The sequence below is a fragment of the Kitasatospora sp. NPDC001119 genome, assembly GCF_053598475.1.
The window spans coordinates 68,244-90,635 of sequence record NZ_JBSFKI010000041.1; the positions used below are offsets into that span (position 1 = coordinate 68,244).

Sequence of the window (22,392 nt, forward strand, 5' to 3'; positions counted from 1 at the left end):
GCGCTACGCGCGGTAGAAGAGCGCGTTACCCTTGGCCCTCACATCTTTTAGGGGCCCCGCACCGGATCCGGTGCGGGGCCCCTCCTCGTGGTGTGCGCTACTTGGCGACGACCATGGCGTCGCGGATCGCCCTGGTCTGGTCGGCCGCCTGGGTCAGGGTGGTCTCCTGGCCGCCGGTGAGCTGGCCGTGGCTGTTCACGTTCATCCTGCTGAAGGTGACCCGGCCGGTGGTGGACCTGTCCGCCCACACGCAGACCGTCGGACCGGGCTTGCCCGCGATCCCGGCCACGCCGCAGGAGAGCTTCGCGGAGGAGTTCCTGGAGTCGCGGGCCGGGAAGTCGGTCAGCGGGGTGGTCCAGGTGACGTCGTCGTCGCCGGTGCTCTTCTTGGCGTCCGCGATGATCTTCCCGGGGTCGTTGAGTTTCCCGTAGACGCCGAGCACCGAGAAGGTGTCGAGGTCGGTGCCCCGGCTGTAGCTGGCCGCGATCACGTGGAGGTCCTTGCCGAAGTCCGCCGCCTCCGGCTTGTTCGGGTCGACGGCCTTGTCCTCGGCCGACTTCTGGGAGTAGCCGTCCGGGATGGTGTCCGGGGCGGACATCCGGTACCGGCCGCCCTGGTCGCTCCCGCCGAGGAACTTCCAGGCGGCGAAGCCGCCGCCGCCCAGCACCAGGGCGCCGACCACCAGCCCGATCACCAGACCGCCCTTGCCCTTGCGCTGCTGCGGCTGCTGCGGGTAGCCCGGCTGGCCGTACGGGGCCTGCGGAGGCACGCCGTACGGCTGCTGCGGGGGCTGGCCGTACTGCGGTTGGCCGTACGGGGGCTGCGGCTGGGGCTGGCCGTGCGGCCGGCCGTACGCGGGCGGTGGCGGGGGCGCGCCGTACGGCTGCTGCGGCGGCGGGCCGTACGGCGGCTGACCCCCGTACGGCTGCGGCTGTCCCTGAGGGTACTGCTGTCCCTGGCCGTACATCTGCGTCCGTGCTCCCCCGCCGCACCCGCGGCCTGTCGTCTGTCCGGTCGTCCGTGCCCGTCCGGTCCACCGGACGAGTGCCCGGGCACGCTACCGCACGGCGCCGGACCGGGACCCGTCCGGTCCGCGCCCGGGCCGCGGACCGGAAAGCGGTTCGTGACCCACCCCCCGGTTACGTAAACTGTGCGTCGTGACCGACACGACGAACCAGCGCCCCGTGAGCACCTTTGCCGGGGACGAAGCAGCGACCCTCCCGACGACCTACACCCCCGCGGACGTAGAGGGCGAGCTGTACGAGCGCTGGGTAGACCGTGGCTACTTCACCGCGGACGCGAAGAGCGACAAGCCCGCGTACACCATCGTCATCCCCCCGCCGAACGTCACCGGCGTCCTGCACCTGGGCCACGCCTTCCAGCACACGCTGATGGACGCGCTGACCCGCCGCAAGCGCATGCAGGGCTTCGAGACGCTCTGGCTGCCCGGCATGGACCACGCCGGCATCGCGACCCAGAACAAGGTCGAGCAGCAGCTCGCCGAGGAGGGCCTGTCCCGGCACGACCTGGGCCGCGAGGCCTTCGTCGAGAAGGTCTGGGAGTGGAAGAAGAGCTACGGCGGCCGCATCCTCGGCCAGATGCGCCGGCTCGGCGACGGCGTGGACTGGTCGCGCGAGCGCTTCACCATGGACGAGGGCCTGTCCCAGGCCGTCCAGACCATCTTCAAGCGGCTCTTCGACGACGGCCTGATCTACCGCGCCGAGCGCATCATCAACTGGTGCCCGCGCTGCCTCACCGCGCTGTCCGACATCGAGGTGGAGCACGAGGACACCCCGGGCGAGCTGGTCTCGATCCGCTACGGCGAGGGCGACGACTCGATCGTCGTGGCCACCACCCGGGCCGAGACGATGCTGGGCGACACCGCGGTGGCCGTCCACCCGGAGGACGAGCGCTACAAGCACCTCGTCGGCCGGACCATCAAGCTGCCGCTGACCGACCGTGAGATCCCGGTCGTCGCCGACGAGCACGTCGACCCGGAGTTCGGCACCGGCGCCGTCAAGGTGACGCCCGCGCACGACCCGAACGACTTCGCCATCGGCCAGCGCCACGACCTGCCCAACCTGTCCGTCATGGACGAGTGCGGTGCGATCACCGTGCACGGCCCCTTCCTCGGCATGGACCGGCTGGAGGCCCGCTCGGCCGTCGTCGGCGCGCTGCGCGAGCAGGGCCGGATCGTCGCCGAGAAGCGTCCGTACATGCACGCGGTCGGCCACTGCTCGCGCTGCCACACCGTGGTCGAGCCGCGGCTGTCGCTGCAGTGGTGGGTCAAGGTCGAGCCGCTGGCCAAGGCCGCCGGCGACGCCGTCCGCGACGGCAAGGTGGAGATCCACCCGAAGGAGCTGGAGCGCCGCTACTTCGACTGGGTCGACAACATGTACGACTGGTGCATCTCGCGCCAGCTGTGGTGGGGCCACCGGATCCCGGTCTGGTACGGCCCGGACGGCGAGGTCGTCTGCGTCGGACCGGACGAGCAGCCGCCGACCGGCGAGGGCTGGCACCAGGACCCGGACGTCCTGGACACCTGGTTCTCCTCCGGCCTGTGGCCGTTCTCCACGCTCGGCTGGCCGGAGAAGACCGCCGACCTGGAGAAGTTCTACCCGACCGACGTCCTGGTGACGGGCCACGACATCATCTTCTTCTGGGTCGCCCGGATGATGATGTTCGGCCTGTACGCGATGGACGGCGAGGCGCCGTTCAAGACCGTCGCCCTGACCGGTCTGGTGCGCGACGAGTTCGGCAAGAAGATGTCGAAGTCCTCCGGCACCGCGGTCGACCCGCTGGACTGGATGGACGCCTACGGCGCCGACGCCGTCCGCTTCACCCTGGCCCGCGGTGCCAACCCGGGCGCCGACGTGCCGATCGGCGAGGACTGGGTCAAGGGCTCGCGCAACTTCTGCAACAAGATCTGGAACGCGACCCGCTTCGCGCTGATGAACGGCGCCACCGTCGAGGGCCCGCTGCCCGCGCCGGAGGAGCTGACCGCGGTCGACCGCTGGATCCTGTCGCGGCTGAACGCCACCGTCGCCGAGGTGGACGGGCTGTACGAGGACTACCAGTTCGCCAAGGCCACGGACGCGCTGTACCACTTCGCCTGGGACGAGGTCTTCGACTGGTACGTCGAGCTCTCCAAGACCACCCTGGCCAAGGGCGGTCCGCAGGCGGACGCCTCGCGCCGGGTGCTGGGCGAGGTCCTGGACGTCACCCTGCGGCTGCTGCACCCGGTCGTCCCGTTCGTCACCGAGGCGCTGTGGACGGCGCTCACCGGCGCCGAGTCGCTGGTCGTGACCGAGTGGCCGAAGGACAGCGGCTACCGTGACGCGGCCGCCGAGTCGGAGATCGCCACGCTGCAGCAGGTGGTCACCGAGGTCCGCCGGTTCCGTTCGGACCAGGGCCTGCAGCCCGCGCAGCGCGTCCCGGCCCGGCTGGAGCTGGCCGGCACCGTGCTGGCCGTCCACGAGGACGCGATCCGCTCGCTGCTGCGGCTGACCGCGCCCGAGGAGGGCTTCGCGGCCACCGCCTCGCTGCCGGTGGCCGGTGCCACCGTGTCGCTGGACCTCTCCGGCACTATCGACGTCGCGGCCGAGCGCAAGCGCCTGGCCAAGGACCTCGCGGCCGCCGAGAAGGAGAAGGCCCAGACCACCGCCAAGCTCGGCAACGAGGCGTTCCTCGCCAAGGCGCCGGACGAGGTGGTCGCCAAGATCCGGGGCCGCCAGGAGGCCGCCGAGGCCGACATCGCCCGGATCACCGCCCAGCTCGCGGCACTGCCGCAGGGCTGACCGCCCGTCCCCGCCGAAGGGGCCGTACTCCGCGACGCGCGGGGTGCGGCCCCTCGGCGTTTTCCGGGTTCCGGTTCCGGTTCGGCTTCCCCGGCCGCTTTCCTTACACCAAATAGCCCAGGAACATTGCTCCCTTCCGGCGAATTATCATCCTGCGACCGGGTGAGGTCCTATTCCGAGCGAATTGATTCCGGTCTTGCCCGCGCGGGTTCGCGGAAGTTTGCAGGTCCGCTGTGTACCGTGTGCACGGAGTTTCCGAATGGGCGTTTCCGCTGAGCGTTCCTGCTGAGCGACGGACGGGAGGGCATGGCGTGGTGGTGACCGAGGAGTTGGCCGACGAACTGCCTCTGGAGGCGGTCGAGGAGGCCAAGGCCAGGGCGGCGACCCTGCTGCTCGCGTTCCGGCACGGCAACCAGATCGCGTTCGACCACGAGCTGGACCTGCTGTTCGCCGAGCACGCCGAGCGCGAGGTGACCACCCTGCTCGCCTGGATCGCCGCCGAGGCCGTCCGCAAGGCGTACGCCCCCGAGGTCGGCGACCGGGTGCTGCGGGCGATGGCCCGGCGCGCCCCGGAGGACACCGGCGGGGTCGCGGTGGACGAGGAGACCGCGAGCGCGGCCCAGCTGATCGAGGCGGTGGCGGCCGGCGAGGTGGCCGAGGTCCGCGGCCTGGTGGCCGCGACACCCGACACCACCTTCCTGCTCGGCGGTCTGCTGCAGGGCGTCGCGATGATGCTGCCGCTGCTGCCCGACGGTGAACTGGCCGAGATCACGGCCGAGTTGCGCCGTCGGCACGGCGGCGCCGCGCACGTCCCGGAGGCCCGGGCCGGGGTCTGAACCCGGGCCTCCGGCAGACCGGCCGGGCCGGTTACGGCATGGCGTGCAGGTGCGAGCCGATGGTGCCGGCCACCGGGTTGCCCGCCTTGGCGTCCCAGTTGGTCGACCAGGTCATCGCGCCGCCGATGCCCGGCCAGGCGGTGTCCGGCTTGTAGCTGCCGCAGTTGGTGCCGGAGGCCAGGCAGTCCAGCGCGTTGTTGACGGTGCCGGCGGCGAGGTACCCGCCGCCCGCGGCGCTGGTGGAGGCCGGCACCCCGAGGCCCACCTGGTCGGGCCGCAGCCCGCCCTTGAGCTGGATGCAGGCCAGTGCGGTGAGGAAGTTCTCGGTGCCCTGGGAGTAGACGTTCCCGTCGCAGCCGTTCATCGCGCCGGAGTTGTAGTACTGCATGTTGACGATGGTGAGGATGTCCTTCACGTTCAGCGCCAGCTTGAAGTACTCCATGCCGGTCGACTGCATGTCGATCGTCTGCGGCGCCATGGTGAGGATGAATCCGCTCCCCGCCTTCGCGGCCAGGGCGTGCAGCGCCTGGCCCATGTAGGTGGAACTGATGCCGTTCTCCAGGTCGATGTCGATCCCGTCGAAGCCGTAGCTCTGCATCAGCGCCCAGGCGGTGCTGGTGAAGGTCGCGGCGGAGGCGGAATCGCCCACCCAGACCGTGCCGTTCTGGCCGCCGATGGAGAGCACCACCCGCTTCCCGGCCGCCCGCTTGGCCGCGATGTCGGCCTTGAACTGGGCGTCGGTGTAGCCGCCGAGGCGGGAGGAGAGCGCCGGGTCGAGGGTGAAGCTCAGGCCGCCGCGGGTGGCGGTGGCGTCCGCGAAGGAGACCGCGATGATGTCGTAGGCGGCCGGGACGTCGCTGATCCGCTGGACGGTGGCGCCGTTGTCGAAGTTCTGCCAGTAGCCGGTGAGGATGTGCTTGGGCAGGTCCGGCGGCTTGCCGGTGGGGGTGGGCGTGCCGCTGTCCGTGGGGGTGGCCGTCGGACTCGGCGAGGCGGTGGAGGTGGCGGTGGCCGTCGGGCTCGGCGACGGCTGCGGTCCGCCGGGGCCGAGCAGCGAGACGTCGTCGGCGGCGAAGGCCGGCTGCCCGTACCAGCCGTGCAGGTAGACGGTGACGCTGGTGGTGTTCGGGCCGGTGGTGAAGCTCGTGGTCAGCTGGGTCCAGCCGCCGGCGCCGGGGGTCCAGGTGCTCGGATCGGTGCCGCCGGTGCCGCGGGCGCCCAGGTAGACGTACGAGCCCTGCACCCAGGAGCTCAGGGTGTACGCGGAGGAGGGCTTCACCTGGACGGTCTGGGTGCACTCGCCGGTGTCACTCCCGGCCGGGGTGGACTGCAGGGCGTACGTGCCGGAGTGGACGGTGGTGCGCTGGACCGTACCGCTCGAACAGGTCCAGCCGGACAGGTTCCCGGTCTCGAAGCCGCCGTTGACGATCAGGTCGGTGTCGGCGGCGTGGGCGCCGGTGCCGCCGGCCAGGACGAGTCCGCCCAGGCCGATGACCAGGGCGCTCGCTCCGGCGAGCAGGGAGTGGACGGCGCGCGGGCGCCGGTGTCGGGCAGGTGGCATGACTCCGTCTCCAGTGGGGGAGGCCCGGCGGGCGCCTCGTGGGGGAGGAGCGCCGTCCGGGGTGTCGATGGTGCGCGTGCGGGAGCTACCGACAACTCAAGTCCCGGTCGGGAACGGAGACTTGCCTCACAAGGTGGAGTAGACCAATTCTGCTGTCAAGAGGACCTAGGCGGCTGAAGGCAAGGCCTGCCGGCCGGCCGGGTCGGCGAGTGCCGCGGTCAGCGCGGCGATCCGGGCCGAGGCCAGGCCGTCGCCGTACGGGCTCGGGGTGGCCGCCAGCCGGGCGAGCCGCTCGGGGGTGTCGGAGAGCCAGGCGCGGGCCAGGGTGCCCAGTTCCTCGCCGGGCCGCACCAGCGCGGCGAAGCCGGCCGCCACCGCCTCCGGACGTTCGGTGGAGCGGCGCACCACCAGCAGCGGGCGGCCGAGCACGGTGCACTCCTCCTGCACGCCGCCGGAGTCGGAGACCAGCAGCGCCGCGTGGCACGCCAGGCCCAGGAAGTCGCCGTAGCCGACCGGGCCGGTGACGGCGAGGCGCTCCAGCAGGCCGTCCAGGCCGAAGCGTTCGACGGCGGCCCGGGTGCGCGGGTGCATCGGGAACAGCACGGGGGTGCCGGCCCGGGCGATCCGGTCCAGCTCGGCGAGCACCGCGCCGAGCGCCTCGGCGGTGTCGGTGTTCTCCGGGCGGTGCACGGTGGCCAGCACGTACGCGTCCGGGCGCAGGCCGTGCGCGGCGAGCAGCGCGGCGCGGGTGGCCCCGTCCGGCAGCTGACGGCGGACCACCTCGACGACGGTGTTGCCGGTGAGCTCGATCCGGTCGTCGGCCAGCGACTCGGCGCGCAGGTTGGCGACGTTCTCCCCGGTGGCGGCGCAGAGCAGGTCGGAGACGTGGTCGACCATCACCCGGTTGTGCTCCTCGGGCATCGCCCGGTCGAAGCTGCGCAGCCCGGCCTCGACGTGGACCAGCGGGATCTCCCGGGCGTTGGCGGCCAGCGCCCCGGCCAGGGTGGCGTTGGTGTCGCCCTGGACGACCACGGCGGCGGGGCGGTCCTCGGCGAAGGCGGCGTCCAACTGGCCGAGGGACTGGGCGATCTGACCGGCCCGGGGGCGGCCGCCGACCCCGGTGAGCAGCTCCGGCCGGGGCAGGTCCAGGTCGCGCAGGAAGCGGCCGGACATCGCCTCGTCCCAGTGCTGGCCGGTGTGCACCAGCCGGGTGGCGTCGCCGAGTTCGTGGATCAGCGGGGCGAGCTTGACCAGCTCGGGGCGGGTGCCGAGGACGACGGCGACGCTGGACGGGGGCAGGCACATGCTCATGCGGGGCTCCGGTGGCGTGGGGGAGGGGCGGCGCGAAGGGAGAGGGGCGGGCTCAGGATTCGAGCGCGGTGGGGGCGCCGAGGGCGGTCTTCTCGGCGTTGCGGCGGGTCTTGGCCCAGCCGTTGCGGCCGAGCAGCATCCGGACCGCGGCCCGGGTGGCGACCACGAACAGGTGGTAGGCGTAGAGCCAGACCAGGACGCCCCAGAGCAGCCCGGTGAGCCGGCCGCGGTCGGGGTGGACGGCCCGGCGGTAGGCGAAGCCCCAGAACACCATCGGCAGCGTGGCGAGCACGAAGGCGAGCAGCATCCACGGGCCGAACCGGAGCTGGAACTCGGCGGTCTCCTCCGGGAAGAGCACCAGCCCGGCGCCGGTGATCCCGAGCGAGACGGGGAAGAGCAGCACCAGCAGCACGCAGACCACCGGCTGGAGGAAGGTGTACAGCACCTCGGCCTTGCCGGTCGCGGTGTAGTGCGGGGAGCGCAGCACCCGGCCGGTGTAGCGCAGGCACTGCATGTTGCCCTGGGCCCAGCGGGTGCGCTGGGTGAGGAAGCGGCGCGGCGAGATCAGGCCCTCCTGGGAGACCTGGGCCTCGGTGACGTGGGTGAGCCGCCAGCCGGCCAGGCGCAGGTCGAGGCCGGACTCGTAGTCCTCCAGCAGGGCGCGCTCCGGCCAGGGGCGGCCGGCCCGGCCCTCCTCGGCGGTGAGCGAGTCGAGGGCGGTGAGCCGGACGAACTGGCCGTTGCCGCCGAGGCCGACGCTGCCGGTGCGGCGGCGCAGCAGCTGCATGCCGGTGTTGGTGGCCTGGAACTCGACGTCCTGCATCCGCACCAGCGCGCGGGCCAGGGCGTTGGCGATCCGGCCGCGGCCGGGCAGCGGGAGCTCGTCGTCGGCGTTGCGCATCCGGACGCCGATCTGGACGGCGCCGGTGTCGGGCCGGCCGAGGGCCTTGGGGTTGCAGACCCGGGCGAGGGTGCCGGGGTCGAGCTGCCCGTCGGCGTCGACCACGCCGATCACCACCCGGGAGCGGTCGGTGCCCTCGGGCAGCCGGGCGGAGATCTCCCGGTAGGCGGCGTTGAGGGCGGCGCCCTTGCCGATCCGGGCGTGCGGGCGGCGGCGCTGGACCAGGTGGATCCGCGGGTCGCGGGCCGCGGCGGCGAGGACCAGCTCGCGGGTGGCGTCCTCGCTGTCATCGTCGATCACCCACAGGTGGGCCTCGGGCGCGCTGGTCCGCAGGCCGTCCAGGGTCTGGGTGACCACGGCCTCCTCGTCGCGGCAGGGGATCACCAGGTGCCACCGGAAGGCGGCGGGGTCGCCGGGCTCGGCGGGGCGGCCGTGCCGGAAGGCGTGGCGGGAGCCCGCCCAGTACACGAGGAAGCGTCCGAAGACGAGGGCCATGTAGCCGACGAGCGCCAGGGAGATCAGTCCGGCGACCCAGACGACGGCGTCCTGGCGAAGCACGATCCACTCGTGCAGGGCGTCGGGCATGGCGCAGCGCTCCCAGTGATCAAAGGCTGAAGGCTCCTATCGGTTGCGAATCGATGCTTCATTGCGGTTCAAATCGCTAAATCAATAGTAAAGGGAGGAAACTAGCTGATCATGGGAAAGAACGGGCAAAGTGGTCGTTCTCACCCCGTGAGGAGGACCCGCCAGCGCTCCGTAGACTGTGGACGTGAGCGACAAGGCCGACCCGAACCCGTACACCATCCGCCCCGCCGACGGCGGCACCGGCGACGCCCTGCGCGACGTCGAGGTGGAGCTCTCCAAGCGCTGGCCGGAGAACAAACTGGAGCCCTCGCTCGACCGGATCGAGGCGCTGATGGACATCCTGGGCCAGCCCCAGCGGTCCTTCCCCTCCATCCACATCACCGGCACCAACGGCAAGACCTCCACCGCCCGGATGATCGAGCAGCTGCTCAACACCTTCGAGCTGCGCACCGGCCGCTACACCAGCCCGCACGTGGAGTCCGTCACCGAGCGGATCACCCTGGACGGCGCCCCGATCACCCCCGAGCGCTTCGTCGAGGTCTACCGCGACATCGAGCCCTACGTGCAGATGGTCGACGCGGCGCAGCCGGTGCCGATGTCCTTCTTCGAGGTGCTGACCGGCATGGCCTACGCGGCCTTCGCCGACGCCCCGGTGGACGTCGGCGTGGTCGAGGTCGGCATGGGCGGCTCCTGGGACGCCACCAACGTCATCGACTCCGCCGTCGCCGTGATCACCCCGATCGGGCTGGACCACACCGACAAGCTCGGTGAGACCACCGGCGAGATCGCGGTCGAGAAGTCCGGGATCATCAAGTCCGGCGCCGTCGCCGTCGTCGCCCAGCAGCAGCTGGACGCCGCCCAGAACATCCTGCGCCGCGCCGTCGAGGTGGACGCCACGGTCGCCCGCGAGGGCATGGAGTTCGGCGTGATCCGCCGCGAACTCGCCGTCGGCGGCCAGCTGGTGACGCTGCGCGGACTCGGCGGCGAGGAGTACGAGGACGTCTTCATCCCGCTGCACGGCGAGTACCAGGCGCACAACGCGGCCCTCGCCCTGGCCGCGGTCGAGGCCTTCTTCGGCGTCGGCGGCGCGCGCGGCGGGCAGCTGGACGTGGACAAGGTCCGCCAGGGCTTCTCCGGCGTCTCCTCGCCGGGCCGCCTGGAGGTCGTCCGCCGCAGCCCCACGATCGTCCTGGACGCCGCGCACAACCCGCACGGCGCCCGCGCCACCGTGGCCGCGCTCACCGAGTCCTTCGGCTTCACCCGGCTCGTCGGCGTGATCGGCACCTCCGGGGACAAGGACGTGGCCGGCGTGCTGGAGGCCTTCGAGCCGATCCTGGCCGAGGTCGTCATCACCCAGAACTCCACCCACCGCGCGATGGACGTCGACGCGCTCGCCGCCCTCGCCGTCGAGATCTTCGGCGAGGACCGCGTGCAGGTCGAGCCCCGGCTCGACGACGCCATCGCCGCCGCCGTCAGCCTCGCCGAGGAGGAGGGCGACCTCGGCGGCGCCGGGGTGCTGGTCACCGGTTCGGTCATCACGGTGGGCGAGGCCCGCCTGCTGCTCGGGAGGAAGTGACATGAGGACGCTCTGCTCCTCGACTCTGATCGGCGAAGTGCTGCTGGTCCTGTTCGCGGCGCTGGTCGCGATGCGGCTCACCGACGTCTCCAACGCGGAGATCTGGACGGTCAGCGGCATCGCGATGGCGCTGTGCGTCCTGCTCTGCGGCATGATCGACCGCCCCGGCGCGGTGCAGATCGGCTGGGCGCTGCAGATCGGGCTGATCGCCAGCGGCTTCGTGCTGCCGACCATGTTCGGGCTCGGCGTGGTCTTCGCCGGCCTGTGGTGGTGCTCGGTGCACTACGGCCGCAAGGTGGACGCGTTCAAGGCCGCCAGGGCCGCCGCGGAGGCCGCCGCCGTACAGGCCTGAGGCCCGGACCAGCGGACCGACACGCCGTGTACGCAAGGTAATCTCTGCCCTGTCGGCGCCGCCTGTCGACCCGACTGTCTGCCGAACCGAATCCCCAGGAGACGCACCGTGTCCCAGCGCACTCTCGTCCTGCTCAAGCCCGACGCCGTCCGCCGCGGCCTGGCCGGCGAGATCATCAGCCGCATCGAGCGCAAGGCCGGCTGGCGGTTCGCCGCCATCGAGCTGCGCACCTTCGACCGGGCGACGCTGGAGCAGCACTACGCGGAGCACGTGGGCCGCCCGTTCTACGAGCCGCTGCTGGAGTTCATGACCACCGGCCCGTCGATCGCGCTGATCGTCGAGGGCGAGGAGGTCGTCAAGGGCATCCGCATGCTGGCCGGCGCCACCAACCCGCTGGAGGCCGGGGCCGGCACCATCCGCGGCGACTACGCGACGATCACCCGCGAGAACCTGATCCACGCCTCCGACTCCCCGGAGTCCGCCGAGCGCGAGATCAAGATCTTCTTCCCCGCGCACGCCTGATCCGGCGAGCGGGACCCGGGCGACACGCCCGGGGGGACGTTCGTACCGCCCCGGTCGGGACCATTGGCCCGGCCGGGGCATTCTTATCGTGAAATAGGGAACTGGCGGCGCCGACACGGCGTCCCAATCCTCGGAGATGCGATCACGCCCCGGACAATGGACGGTATGCCCCACGCCGACGTCCGTACCGAGTGGCGTGGCTACGATGGACGCGACTCAAGGGCCCGGTAAGACAGCTCAGCTGTTCTCCGCCCACGCGTGGACGCGCGCATTCGTCCACCCCCCCATGAACTCCGAGCCCGGGAAGGCACCCACACCCCATGGCGAGCAACCTGTCGTTCATCGGCCGCGACTTGGCGATCGACCTCGGAACAGCCAATACGCTGGTGTACGTCAGGGGCAAGGGCATCGTTCTGAACGAGCCGTCCGTCGTCGCGGTGAACACCAACACCGGCGGCATCCTCGCCGTCGGCGCCGAGGCCAAGAAGATGATCGGCCGCACCCCGGGCAACATCGTCGCCATCCGCCCGCTCAAGGACGGCGTGATCGCCGACTTCGAGATCACCGAGCGGATGCTGCGGTACTTCATCCTCAAGATCCACCGCCGCCGCTACCTCGCCCGCCCCCGCGTCGTGGTCTGCGTGCCCTCCGGCATCACCGGCGTCGAGCGCCGCGCCGTCATCGAGGCCTCCTCGCAGGCCGGCGCCCGCCAGGTGCACATCATCGAGGAGCCGATGGCCGCCGCGATCGGCGCCGGCCTGCCCGTCCACGAGGCCACCGGCAACATGGTCGTCGACATCGGCGGCGGCACCACCGAGGTCGCCGTGATCTCCCTCGGCGGCATCGTCACCGCCCAGTCCATCCGGGTCGCCGGCGACGAGCTGGACAACGCGATCGTCCAGCACATCAAGAAGGAGTACTCGCTGCTCCTCGGCGAGCGCAGTGCCGAGCAGATCAAGATGAGCATCGGCAGCGCCTTCGGCCTGGAGGGCGAGAAGGACGAGCACGCCGAGATCCGCGGCCGCGACCTGGTCAGCGGTCTGCCCAAGACCGTGGTCATCTCCGCCGCCGAGGTCCGCGAGGCCATCGACGAGCCCGTCAACGCGATCATCGACGCGGTCAAGACCACCCTCGACCAGTGCCCGCCCGAGCTGGCCGGCGACGTCATGGACCGGGGCATCGTGCTCACCGGCGGCGGCGCCCTGCTGCGCGGCCTGGACGAGCGGCTGCGCCGCGAGACCGGCATGCCGATCCACATCGCGGAGAACCCGCTCGACTCCGTCGCGCTCGGCTCCGGCAAGTGCGTCGAGGAGTTCGAGGCGCTCCAGCAGGTACTCGACGCTTCGCCGCGTCGTTGACAGGTCGCCGCACCACCGGCACCACACGTCACATCAGACACTCGACTGAACGGGCCGCCGCCCGGGCCCCACAGCCCCGGGCGGCGGCCAGGTACGAAGGGGCAGTACCAGCACCGTGAGGGACACACGAGAGAGCCGGCTGCTGCTGATCCTGCTGGTGGCCGTCGCCTTCGCGCTGATCACCGTGGACATCAAGGGCGGTGAGGACTCCCCGCTCGGGCCCGCCCGGCACGCCGCCGCCAGCGTCCTCGGACCGGTCGAGCGCGGAGCCGCCACCGTCGTCGATCCGGTCGCCGACACCGTCCGCGCCTTCCGCGACGCGGCCACCGACAGCGGCCGCACCGACCAGCTCGCCCGCGAGAACACCGAACTCCGGCAGAAGCTCGCCTCCTCCGACATGGCCACCGGGCGCACCAAGCAGCTGGACGACCTGCTGCGCACCGCCGGCGCCGGCGGCTACACCGTCAAGGCCGCCCAGGTCATCGCGATCGGCCCGGCCCAGGGCTTCTCCTGGACCATCACCATCGACGCCGGCAGCGACGACGGCCTCACCCGCGACATGACGGTGATCAACGGTCAGGGCCTGGTCGGCCGGATCACCACCGTCGCGCCCACCACCGCCACCGTGCTGCTCGCCTCCGACCCCGGCTTCTCGGCCGGCACCCGGCTGGAGGGCACCGGCGAGATCGGCTTCGCCTCCGGCGGCGGCGACAGCCCGATGAAGGTCTCCCTGCTCAACGGCAAGGCCCAGGTCAAGGCCGGCGACCGGCTGGTCACCTTCGGCTCGCAGAGCGGCCGCCCGTTCGTGCCCGGCGTCCCGGTCGGCAAGGTCGTCGAGGTCCAGGCCAACGCCGGCCAGCTGACCAAGACCGTCCTGGTCGAGCCCTTCGTCCAGTTCACCCGGCTGGACCTGGTCGGCGTGGTGGTCGTGCCGCCGCGCGCCGACCCGCGCGACGCCGTCCTGCCGCCGGCGCCCGCCGCGGGCCAGCCGGCCGCCGCGCCGGGCCAGGTCCCGGCCGCCGCGCCGGGCCAGGTCCCGGCCTCCGTGCCCGGCCAGGTCCCGGCCGCCGCGCCCGCCGCCCCGCCCGCCAAGCCCACTGGGGGGAACTGAGCCATGCGCCTCGCCCGCATCCCCGTCTCCGCCGGCCTCGTCCTGTTCGGCCTGATCCTCCAGGTCAGCGTGTTCGGCCGGCTCCAGCTCCCGGGAGCCACCCCGGACATACTGCTGCTCGTCGTGGTCGGCCTGGCCATGGTCTACGGGCCCACCGGCGGCTGCCTGGTCGGCTTCGCGGGGGGCCTGCTGGCCGACCTCGCGCCGCCCTCCGACCACGCCATCGGCCGCTACGCGCTGGTGCTCTGCCTGATGGGCTACGCCGCCGGGCTGCTGCGCCCGGACCACGGCCGCCAGCGGTCCGTGGCCGGCTCGCTGGTCGTGGTCGGCGCCGCGGCGGTCGCCTCCACCCTGCTCTACGCGATGGTCGGCGCCCTGGTCGGCGACACCGCGGCCCGGCACGTCGGCCTCGGCGGACTGGTGATCAGCGCCCTGCTCTACGACCTGCTGCTGGCCCCCTTCGTGGTGCCGCTGGTGATGTACCTGGGCCGCCGCTTCGGCCGCGACCCGGTGGCCGCCGCGGACGACGACGAGGGCGGCTCCGGCCTGGGCACGCTGGCCCGCTACCGCACCACCCGCGACACCTCGACGGGCCCGTCGTACAAGAAGCGGCGCGTGCCGGGCTTCGCCCGCCGCCCGTAACCGGACCGGCCTCCCGGCCCCGGCCGCCCGGCCCTTTGGCCCCGACCACCCGACCTCCCCGCATCCTGGAGCGCACGAGACGTGAGCAACATCCCCGAGACCGGCCGCACCCGACGGGTGACGATCCGTCTGGTGGTGCTGCAGATCCTGGTGCTGTCGCTGCTCGCCACCCTCGGCGGACGGCTGTGGTACCTGCAGATCCGCAACGCCAAGGAGTACACCGCCAAGGCGACCGGCAACCACATCCGCGAGGTGGTCGAGCCGGCCGTCCGCGGCGAGATCCTGGACGCCTCCGGGCGGGTGCTGGCCGGCAACGAGACCCGGCTGGTGGTCTCGGTCAGCCGCACCTCGCTGCTCCAGCAGAAGGACGGCGGCAAGGCGGTGCTGTCCCGGCTGGCCGAGGTGCTGGGGATGCCGGCCAAGGACGTGCAGGAGAAGGTCCGGCTCTGCGACGCCAAGACCCCGCAGCCCTGCTGGAACGGTTCGCCGTACCAGCCGATCCCGGTCACCAAGGAGGCGACCACCCAGCAGGCGATGCAGATAATGGAGCGCCGCGAGGACTTCCCCGGGATCACCGCGCAGCCCACCGCCGTACGCCGCTACACCGGCGCCGAGGGCGCCAACATGGCCCAGGTGCTCGGCTACCTCTCGCCGGTCACCGACGAGGAGGTCAGCAAGACCGCCGGCAAGAGCGGCCTGGACCGCTACCTGCCGGCCGACCAGATCGGGCGGGCCGGCCTGGAGTCGGTGTACGACCGCGACCTGCGCGGCACCGCGGGCATCACCAAGCTGGAGGTCGACAACCTCGGCCGGGTGATCGGCAACGCCGGCACCGTCGCCCCGCAGACCGGCGACAACCTGGTCACCAGCATCGACGCCCGGGTGCAGAAGGTGGTCGAGGACAACCTGGCGCAGGCCATGAACGACGCCCGGAACACCTTCGACAAGATCACCAACCGCAACTACGAGGCCGACTCCGGCGCCGCCGTGGTGATGGACGTGCACACCGGGCGGATCGTCGCGATGGCGAGCGCCCCGACCTACGACCCGAACCTCTGGGTGGGCGGCATCAGCGGCAAGGACTACCAGTCGCTGACCAGCAAGGACTCCAACTTCCCGCTGCTGAACCGGGCCATACAGGGTCAGTCCGCCCCCGGCTCGACCTTCAAGGTCATCTCCACCACCGCCGCCGTGCAGGCCGGCTACTCGCTGGACGGCCGCTACGACTGCCCGAAGAGCATGACCATCGGCGGCCGCGAGTTCAAGAACTTCGAGAGCGAGAACTTCGGCCAGATCTCCCTGGAGAAGGCGCTGGAGGTCTCCTGCGACACCGTCTTCTACGGCCTGGCGTACGACCAGTGGATGAAGGACGGCGGCATCAAGCCCAAGAAGGACCCGGGCGACTGGTTCTTCAAGACCGCCCACGAGTTCGGCCTCGGCGCCAAGACCGGCATCGACCTGCCGTCCGAGGTCACCGGCCGGGTGCCGGACCGGCAGTGGAAGCAGTCCTTCTACGACAACAACAAGGATGCCTGGTGCGCCCAGGGGCAGAAGGGCGGCAACAGCTACTCCGACCAGATCGCCCGGGAGAACTGCGTCGACGGCTACCAGATGCGCGCCGGTGACGCCGTCAACTTCGCGATCGGCCAGGGCGACACCCTCGTCACCCCGGTCCAGATGGCCCGGATCTACTCGGCGCTCGCCAACGGCGGCACCTTCTACCGGCCGACCATCGCCAAGGCCGTGATAAGCCCGGGCGGGGACCTCGTCCGCGAGATCGCCCCGCACGAGGACGCCAAGTTCCCCGGCGACGAGAAGCTGCTCAGCTACATCAACCAGGCCACCGAGAGCGTCATCAAGAGCGGTACCGCCGCCTGGAAGTTCAACGGCTGGCCGCAGGACAAGATCACGCTGCACGCCAAGACCGGCACCGCCGAGGTCGAGGGCAAGCAGACCACCTCCTGGCTGACCACGTACAGCAAGGACTACGCGGTCGTCATGACGATAAGCCAGGGCGGCACCGGCTCCGGCGGCTCCGGCGACGCCATCCGCCGGATCTACCAGGCGCTGTACGGCGTGGACGACAAGGGCGGCATCGACAGCGGCAAGGCGCTGCTGCCCGCGCCGCAGGCCGAGCTGCCGAAGTTCAACCCGGACGGCACCGCGATCATCAAGCCGGTCTCGTACGGCGCCGACGCGGCGCAGGGCGCCCAGGCCCCGGGCCTCCAGGCCCAGGCCGTGGCCGCCGCTCCGGCGCTGCTCGACACGGCCACGGCGCAGCCGGCCCCGGCGACGGCCTTCCTCGACCGGACGCCGCCGGCCGACCGTCCGGCGTCGTACACCGCGGCCGACGCCGCGCTCGAACCCACGCGCGGACCGGGAAGGGGACGGGCATGACCTCCTACGGCTCGTACCGGCAGCTGCGGCTGGCCCCGCAGCGCCGCGGGGTCTCCAAGGCGCTGTCCAAGGACTCCCCGCTCTGGCGGCTGGACTGGATACTGCTGGTGGCCGCCCTCGCCCTCTCGGCCGGCAGCTCGCTGCTGGTCTGGTCGGCCACCCGCGGGCGCGACTCGCTGACCCACGGGGACCCGCAGTACTTCCTGTACCGGCACCTGACCAACTTCGTGGTCGGGCTGGTGCTGTGCTCCGTGGTGATAGCGATAGGGAGCCGGCGCTTCCGCACGATCGTGCCGTTCCTGTACGTCGGCGTGCTCGTCCTGCTGCTGGCGACGCTCAGCCCGCTCGGCTCGACCATCAACGGCGCGCACTCGTGGATCCAGCTCGGCGGCGGCTTCTCGATCCAGCCGGCCGAGTTCGCGAAGCTCGCGATCGTGCTGGCGATGGCCGTCGTGCTGTCGGACCAGGTGGACGCGGGGGAGCGGGAGTTCCCCTCGCACCGGGCGGTGTTCCGGGGCCTGCTCTGGGCCGGGGTGCCGATGTGCATAGTGCTGTTGATGCCGGACGCCGGCTCGGTGATGGTGATGGCCGCGATCGTGCTGGGCATCCTGCTCGGCTCCGGCGCGGCGAACCGCTGGGTGCTCGGCCTGCTGGTGGCGGGCACCGCCGGATGCGTGGCGATCTGGAAGTTCGGGCTGCTGAGCCAGTACCAGATCGACCGCTTCGCCGCCTTCGCCAACCCGCAGCTGGACCCGAACGGCGTCGGCTACAACACCGCGCAGGCCCGGATCGCGATCGGCTCGGGCGGACTGACCGGCAAGGGGCTGTTCCACGGCACCCAGACCGTCGGGCAGTTCGTGCCGGAGCAGCAGACCGACTTCGTGTTCACCGTGGCCGGCGAGGAGCTGGGCTTCGTCGGGGCGCTGGCGATCATCGCGCTGGTCGGCGTGATCCTCTGGCGGGCCTGCCGGATCGCCCGGCAGGCGACCGACCTGTACGGGACGATCGTGGCGGCCGGGGTCATCGCCTGGATGGCCTTCCAGGCCTTCGAGAACATAGGGATGTGCCTGGGCATCATGCCGGTCGCGGGCATCCCGCTGCCGTTCGTCTCGTACGGCGGCTCGTCGATGTTCGCCAACTGGATCGCCATCGGGCTGCTCCAGGCGGTGCGGAGCCAGCGGCCGATAGCGGCCTGAGCGCGCCGCGCCGTGCGGCGGCGGGGCCGGTCCGGGACTTCCCGGGCCGGCCCCGCTGTCGTGTCCGGGGCGCTGTCGTGTCCGGGGCCGGGGTGGGTTTCAGAGCAGGCAGTCGGCGGTGGTGAGGACGGCGCGGGTCTGGTGGGCGAGTTGCTCCTGGACGGGCACCCAGCGGGTGCCGAAGCGGTGGCGCAGCCGGTCGAGGCTGTCGGCGACGACGGTGCGGGCGCGGTCGCGGGCGGCCTCGACGCCGGGGCCGCGGGTGTCGGCGAGCAGCCGCAGCAGGATCGACGCGACCCGCAGCGGTACGCGGGCGGCGACCAGTCCGGCGGTGGTCACCCGGGAGGCGGTGAGCGGTTCGGCGCCCCAGCGCTCCAGCCACTCCTCGGCCACCCGCGGGGCGACCGCCAGGCTGGACTCGGCGGTGCGCAGCAGCGGGCCGTACGCCTCGTGGCCGGGCGCCCCGGGCCAGTGCGCGCGGACGGCCGGGAGCAGGGCGGTGAGGTCCGCGGCACGTGCGGTGAGGTCGCGGGCGGCGGCCGCGAGGGCCTGCGGGCCGGCCGGGTGGCGGTGGGCGTCGCCGACCGCGTCGACGGCCCACATCGGGACCTCCAGCACCGCGGAGACCGCGCCGTACCGGGCCGCGTACGACCAGGTGGACAGCTCGGGCTCGTCCGGCAGGGCCCGGGAGCCGCCGGTGCCCGGAGACGGCATCAGGTAGGTGCCCGGGTCCGGGCTGGCCCAGCCGATCGCGTCGTAGGAGTCCACGTCGAGCGGCACGCTGGCCCGCTGCGCGGAGCGGGCGAAGCGCCCGGCCAGGCCCGGGACGGGGCGGGTGAGCTGGGCGAACGCGCCGCCGAAGTCCACCCCGTGCAGCGAGCACTGGAGGAACGGGCGCAGTTCGTCGATCAGTCCGGTCAGCGCCAGGCTCTCCGGCATCGGCGGGCGGCCGGAGCCGGGGGCGGGTAGCAGCTCGGGCTGTTCCTCGAAGGAGGGGCGGAAGAAGTGCTCGTAGTGGCGCCGCATGGTGAGCGGGCCGTCCAGCCAGCCGGCGTTGAGCGCGGCGCCGTCGGGGTCGAGGCAGAGCAGCAGGTGCCAGGAGAGTCCGGGGCGGGCGGGGCGGTCGAGCAGCACCTCGGCGAGCCGGACGGTCCCGGCGGTGCCGATCGGCTCGTTGGGGTGCGGGCCGCCGACCACCAGGACGGCCCGCGGGCCGCGGTCCACGGAGAGCAGCAGCAGCGGGCGGCCGGCCCGGGAGCGGCCCACCTCGCGCAGCCGGCAGCGGTCCGGGTGCCGCAGGGCGAGCCGCCGCGCGGCGGACTCGGCCTGGGCCGGCGTCGGGTAGCGGGCCGGCCGGGTGTCGAGGGTCCGGAGCGGGCGGATCCGCCGACCGGTGTCGGTCATGGTTCTCCTTGCGCCGGTCGTACGGCCGCCGGGGCGCGGGCGTGCGGGTGCGCCGCCGGGCACGGCGTGCGGGCGGGGGGACGGGGGAGGGGGACGGGGCTGGGCGTGGCACCGCGGGCCGGGAACGGCGGCCGTGCGGGGACGGACGGGGCTGTCCGGGGGCGGCCCGTGGGGAGGGAGAGGCGTGCCGGCCGGAAAACCGACGAGGGCCGAGCGTACGACTCAACTTCCTTGTCCGGAAGGGGTGCAGATGTCTTTGGCGGAGCCCTGTCAGTACCGCACGGCCCGTCCGGGCGTGTCAACGGCGGACGGGACCGGCCGGCGGGCGCCCACCGCGCATGCCGGGGCGGGCACCAGCGGGCACGGGAGGCCACCGGTGGGCACCGGTGGACACCGGCGGGTGCGGGCGGAGACCGGCCGTCCGGGGTCGCGCCGGAGCGCGGAGGGCCCGTGAACCGGGGCAGACGGCCCGTTCCCCGGATTGGGCTACCCTTGAGGGTCACCCCTCCCGTGCCGACTCGCGGCACCGAATCACGTCGTAAGGGTTCCTAGTACATGACTGTCGAATCGGTCTTCCCACGCCTGGAGGCCCTCCTCCCGCACGTCCAGAAGCCGATCCAGTACGTCGGCGGCGAGCTGAACTCGACCGTCAAGGACTGGGACGCCTGCGACGTCCGCTGGGCGCTGATGTACCCCGACGCCTACGAGGTCGGGCTGCCCAACCAGGGCGTCATGATCCTCTACGAGGTGCTGAACGAGCGTGAGGGTGTGCTCGCCGAGCGCACCTACAGCGTCTGGCCGGACCTCGAGGCGCTGATGCGCGAGCACCACGTCCCGCAGTTCACCGTGGACGCCCACCGCCCGGTGAAGGCCTTCGACGTGTTCGGCCTGTCGTTCTCCACCGAGCTCGGCTACACGAACATGCTGACCGCGCTCGACCTGGCCGGCATCCCGCTGGAGGCCAAGGACCGCACCCTCGACGACCCGATCGTCCTGGCCGGCGGCCACGCGGCCTTCAACCCGGAGCCGATCGCGGACTTCATCGACTGCGCCGTGGTCGGCGACGGCGAGCAGGCCGTCCTCGACATCACGGAGATCATCCGCGCCTGGAAGGCCGAGGGCCGCCCGGGCGGCCGGGACGAGCTGCTGCTGCGCCTGGCCCGCACCGGCGGGGTCTACGTCCCCAAGTTCTACGACGTGGAGTACCTGGCCGACGGCCGGATCGGCCGCGTCGTGCCGAACGCCCCCGGCGTGCCGTGGCGGGTGTCCAAGCACACCGTGATGGACCTCGACGAGTGGCCGTACCCGAAGCAGCCGCTGGTCCCGCTCGCCGAGACGGTGCACGAGCGGATGTCCGTGGAGATCTTCCGCGGCTGCACCCGCGGCTGCCGCTTCTGCCAGGCCGGCATGATCACGCGCCCCGTGCGGGAGCGAAGCATCACCGGCATCGGCGAGATGGTGGAGCGCGGGCTGAAGGCGACCGGCTTCGAGGAGGTCGGCCTGCTGTCGCTGTCCAGCGCCGACCACACCGAGATCGGCGACATCGCCAAGGGCCTGGCGGACCGCTACACCGAGGACAAGATCGGCCTGTCGCTGCCGTCCACCCGCGTCGACGCCTTCAACATCGACCTCGCCAACGAGCTGTCCCGCAACGGGCGCCGCTCGGGCCTCACCTTCGCCCCCGAGGGCGGCAGCGAGCGCATGCGCAAGGTCATCAACAAGATGGTGTCGGAGGAGGACCTGATCCGCACCGTCGCCACCGCGTACGGCAACGGCTGGCGCCAGGTGAAGCTGTACTTCATGTGCGGCCTGCCCACCGAGACCGACGAGGACGTGCTCCAGATCGGCGAGATGGCGAAGAACGTCATCCAGAAGGGCCGCGAGGTCACCGGCCAGAACGACATCCGCTGCACCGTCTCCATCGGCGGGTTCGTGCCCAAGCCGCACACCCCGTTCCAGTGGGCCCCGCAGCTGTCCGCCGAGGCCACCGACGCCCGCCTGGCCAAGCTGCGCGACTCCATCCGCGGCGACCGCAAGTACGGCAAGAACATCGGCTACCGCTACCACGACGGCAAGCCGGGCATCGTCGAGGGCCTACTCTCCCGCGGCGACCGCCGGGTCGGCGCGATCATCCGCGAGGTCTACGAGGACGGCGGCCGCTTCGACGGCTGGCGCGAGTACTTCTCCTACGACCGCTGGATGGCCTGCGCCGAGAAGGGCCTGGCCGGCACCGGCGTCGACGTCGACTGGTACACCACCCGCGAGCGCACCTACGAGGAGGTGCTGCCCTGGGACCACCTGGACAGCGGCCTCGACAAGGACTGGCTCTGGGAGGACTGGCAGGACGCCCTGGAGGAGGTCGAGGTCGACGACTGCCGCTGGACCCCGTGCTTCGACTGCGGCGTGTGCCCGCAGATGGACACGGCCATACAAATCGGCCCGACGGGCAAGAAGATGCTGCCGCTGACGGTCGTCAACGCCACTGGCCAGCAGAAGTAGGCGGCGGCGTGGGGGACACGGTGAGCGAGCTGTGTGACTTACTTCACAGCCTCTCGGAGGGTGAGCGGGAGCTCGTTCTGGGCGCGCTCGGAATGACGCGCGCCCTGGGTGGGCCCGGCCCTGCCGTCCGGGAGGCCCGGCAAGGCGGCTGGAGGACCCCTCTGCCCGCCGCCCGGAGTGCCCCGGGCATCGAGTCCTCGATCGAGTGGGTCTGAGGCCTTGAGGCCACGCGTAGAGCCCTCCCCGATTCGGCGGTTTCTAGGGGTCGTTGCAACACGTGGTTAGTTGATCAAGCCGCGATCAGTTTATGCAGGCGCTCGGCTGGGGTTTCCCAGCCGAGCGTT

Annotated in this window: 16 protein-coding genes; 11 read left to right on the forward strand and 5 right to left on the reverse strand. The window is 72.1% G+C overall.

Going from position 1 to position 22,392, the window contains the following annotated elements; all coding sequences use genetic code 11:
- Nucleotides 1–97: 97 nt before the first annotated feature.
- Nucleotides 98–967, reverse strand: a complete 870-nt coding sequence (locus ACWDD9_RS35865; protein WP_449813924.1) for a hypothetical protein — start codon at nucleotides 965–967, stop codon at nucleotides 98–100.
- A gap of 190 nt (nucleotides 968–1,157) precedes the next feature.
- Between ACWDD9_RS35865 and ACWDD9_RS35870 the strand changes: the two genes are divergently transcribed.
- A complete protein-coding gene (locus ACWDD9_RS35870) occupies nucleotides 1,158–3,797 on the forward strand; it encodes a valine--tRNA ligase (RefSeq protein WP_049648951.1) in 2,640 nt (879 codons plus the stop codon).
- Between the two features lie 311 nt (nucleotides 3,798–4,108).
- A complete protein-coding gene (locus ACWDD9_RS35875; protein ID WP_074000687.1) occupies nucleotides 4,109–4,633 on the forward strand; it encodes a hypothetical protein in 525 nt (174 codons plus the stop codon).
- A gap of 31 nt (nucleotides 4,634–4,664) precedes the next feature.
- On the opposite strand, the gene ACWDD9_RS35880 is transcribed toward ACWDD9_RS35875, so the two are convergent.
- From ACWDD9_RS35880 to ACWDD9_RS35890, 3 genes are all read right to left on the reverse strand, one after another.
- Nucleotides 4,665–6,194: a chitinase gene (locus ACWDD9_RS35880; RefSeq protein WP_449813925.1), complete on the reverse strand. Its 1,530-nt coding sequence runs from the start codon at nucleotides 6,192–6,194 to the stop codon at nucleotides 4,665–4,667.
- Between the two features lie 165 nt (nucleotides 6,195–6,359).
- A complete protein-coding gene (wecB, locus tag ACWDD9_RS35885; RefSeq protein ID WP_449813926.1) occupies nucleotides 6,360–7,505 on the reverse strand; it encodes a non-hydrolyzing UDP-N-acetylglucosamine 2-epimerase in 1,146 nt (381 codons plus the stop codon).
- A gap of 52 nt (nucleotides 7,506–7,557) precedes the next feature.
- Nucleotides 7,558–8,991, reverse strand: a complete 1,434-nt coding sequence (locus ACWDD9_RS35890; RefSeq protein WP_082345126.1) for a glycosyltransferase family 2 protein — start codon at nucleotides 8,989–8,991, stop codon at nucleotides 7,558–7,560.
- 184 nt (nucleotides 8,992–9,175) lie between these two features.
- On the opposite strand from ACWDD9_RS35890, the gene folC reads away from it, so the two are divergent.
- From folC to rodA, 8 genes are all read left to right on the forward strand, one after another.
- The gene (gene folC, locus ACWDD9_RS35895) at nucleotides 9,176–10,567 is read left to right on the forward strand and encodes a bifunctional tetrahydrofolate synthase/dihydrofolate synthase (protein WP_079271806.1); all 1,392 of its coding nucleotides are present in this window, start codon (nucleotides 9,176–9,178) and stop codon (nucleotides 10,565–10,567) included.
- 1 nt (nucleotide 10,568) lies between these two features.
- Nucleotides 10,569–10,919: a DUF4233 domain-containing protein gene (locus tag ACWDD9_RS35900; protein ID WP_049648948.1), complete on the forward strand. Its 351-nt coding sequence runs from the start codon at nucleotides 10,569–10,571 to the stop codon at nucleotides 10,917–10,919.
- 108 nt (nucleotides 10,920–11,027) lie between these two features.
- Nucleotides 11,028–11,441 (forward strand): nucleoside-diphosphate kinase, encoded by a 414-nt coding sequence (ndk, locus tag ACWDD9_RS35905; RefSeq protein WP_049648947.1) that lies wholly within the window; start codon nucleotides 11,028–11,030, stop codon nucleotides 11,439–11,441.
- Between the two features lie 332 nt (nucleotides 11,442–11,773).
- On the forward strand, nucleotides 11,774–12,799 hold the full coding sequence (locus ACWDD9_RS35910; protein WP_049648984.1) for a rod shape-determining protein: 1,026 nt from the start codon (nucleotides 11,774–11,776) through the stop codon (nucleotides 12,797–12,799).
- A gap of 115 nt (nucleotides 12,800–12,914) precedes the next feature.
- Complete coding sequence (mreC, locus tag ACWDD9_RS35915; protein WP_449813927.1) at nucleotides 12,915–13,910, forward strand: rod shape-determining protein MreC; 996 nt, start codon at nucleotides 12,915–12,917, stop codon at nucleotides 13,908–13,910.
- A 3-nt stretch (nucleotides 13,911–13,913) separates the two neighbouring features.
- A complete protein-coding gene (mreD, locus tag ACWDD9_RS35920) occupies nucleotides 13,914–14,552 on the forward strand; it encodes a rod shape-determining protein MreD (protein ID WP_049658707.1) in 639 nt (212 codons plus the stop codon).
- An 81-nt stretch (nucleotides 14,553–14,633) separates the two neighbouring features.
- Nucleotides 14,634–16,949: a penicillin-binding protein 2 gene (gene mrdA / locus ACWDD9_RS35925; RefSeq protein ID WP_049658705.1), complete on the forward strand. Its 2,316-nt coding sequence runs from the start codon at nucleotides 14,634–14,636 to the stop codon at nucleotides 16,947–16,949.
- The gene (gene rodA, locus ACWDD9_RS35930) at nucleotides 16,946–18,145 is read left to right on the forward strand and encodes a rod shape-determining protein RodA (protein WP_049658703.1); all 1,200 of its coding nucleotides are present in this window, start codon (nucleotides 16,946–16,948) and stop codon (nucleotides 18,143–18,145) included. The genes mrdA and rodA overlap by 4 nt, the downstream gene beginning before the upstream one ends.
- 99 nt (nucleotides 18,146–18,244) lie before the next feature.
- On the opposite strand, the gene ACWDD9_RS35935 is transcribed toward rodA, so the two are convergent.
- Nucleotides 18,245–19,549: a M14 family zinc carboxypeptidase gene (locus ACWDD9_RS35935; protein ID WP_449813928.1), complete on the reverse strand. Its 1,305-nt coding sequence runs from the start codon at nucleotides 19,547–19,549 to the stop codon at nucleotides 18,245–18,247.
- 555 nt (nucleotides 19,550–20,104) lie between these two features.
- On the opposite strand from ACWDD9_RS35935, the gene ACWDD9_RS35940 reads away from it, so the two are divergent.
- Nucleotides 20,105–22,048: a TIGR03960 family B12-binding radical SAM protein gene (locus tag ACWDD9_RS35940; RefSeq protein WP_449813929.1), complete on the forward strand. Its 1,944-nt coding sequence runs from the start codon at nucleotides 20,105–20,107 to the stop codon at nucleotides 22,046–22,048.
- Nucleotides 22,049–22,392: the final 344 nt, after the last annotated feature.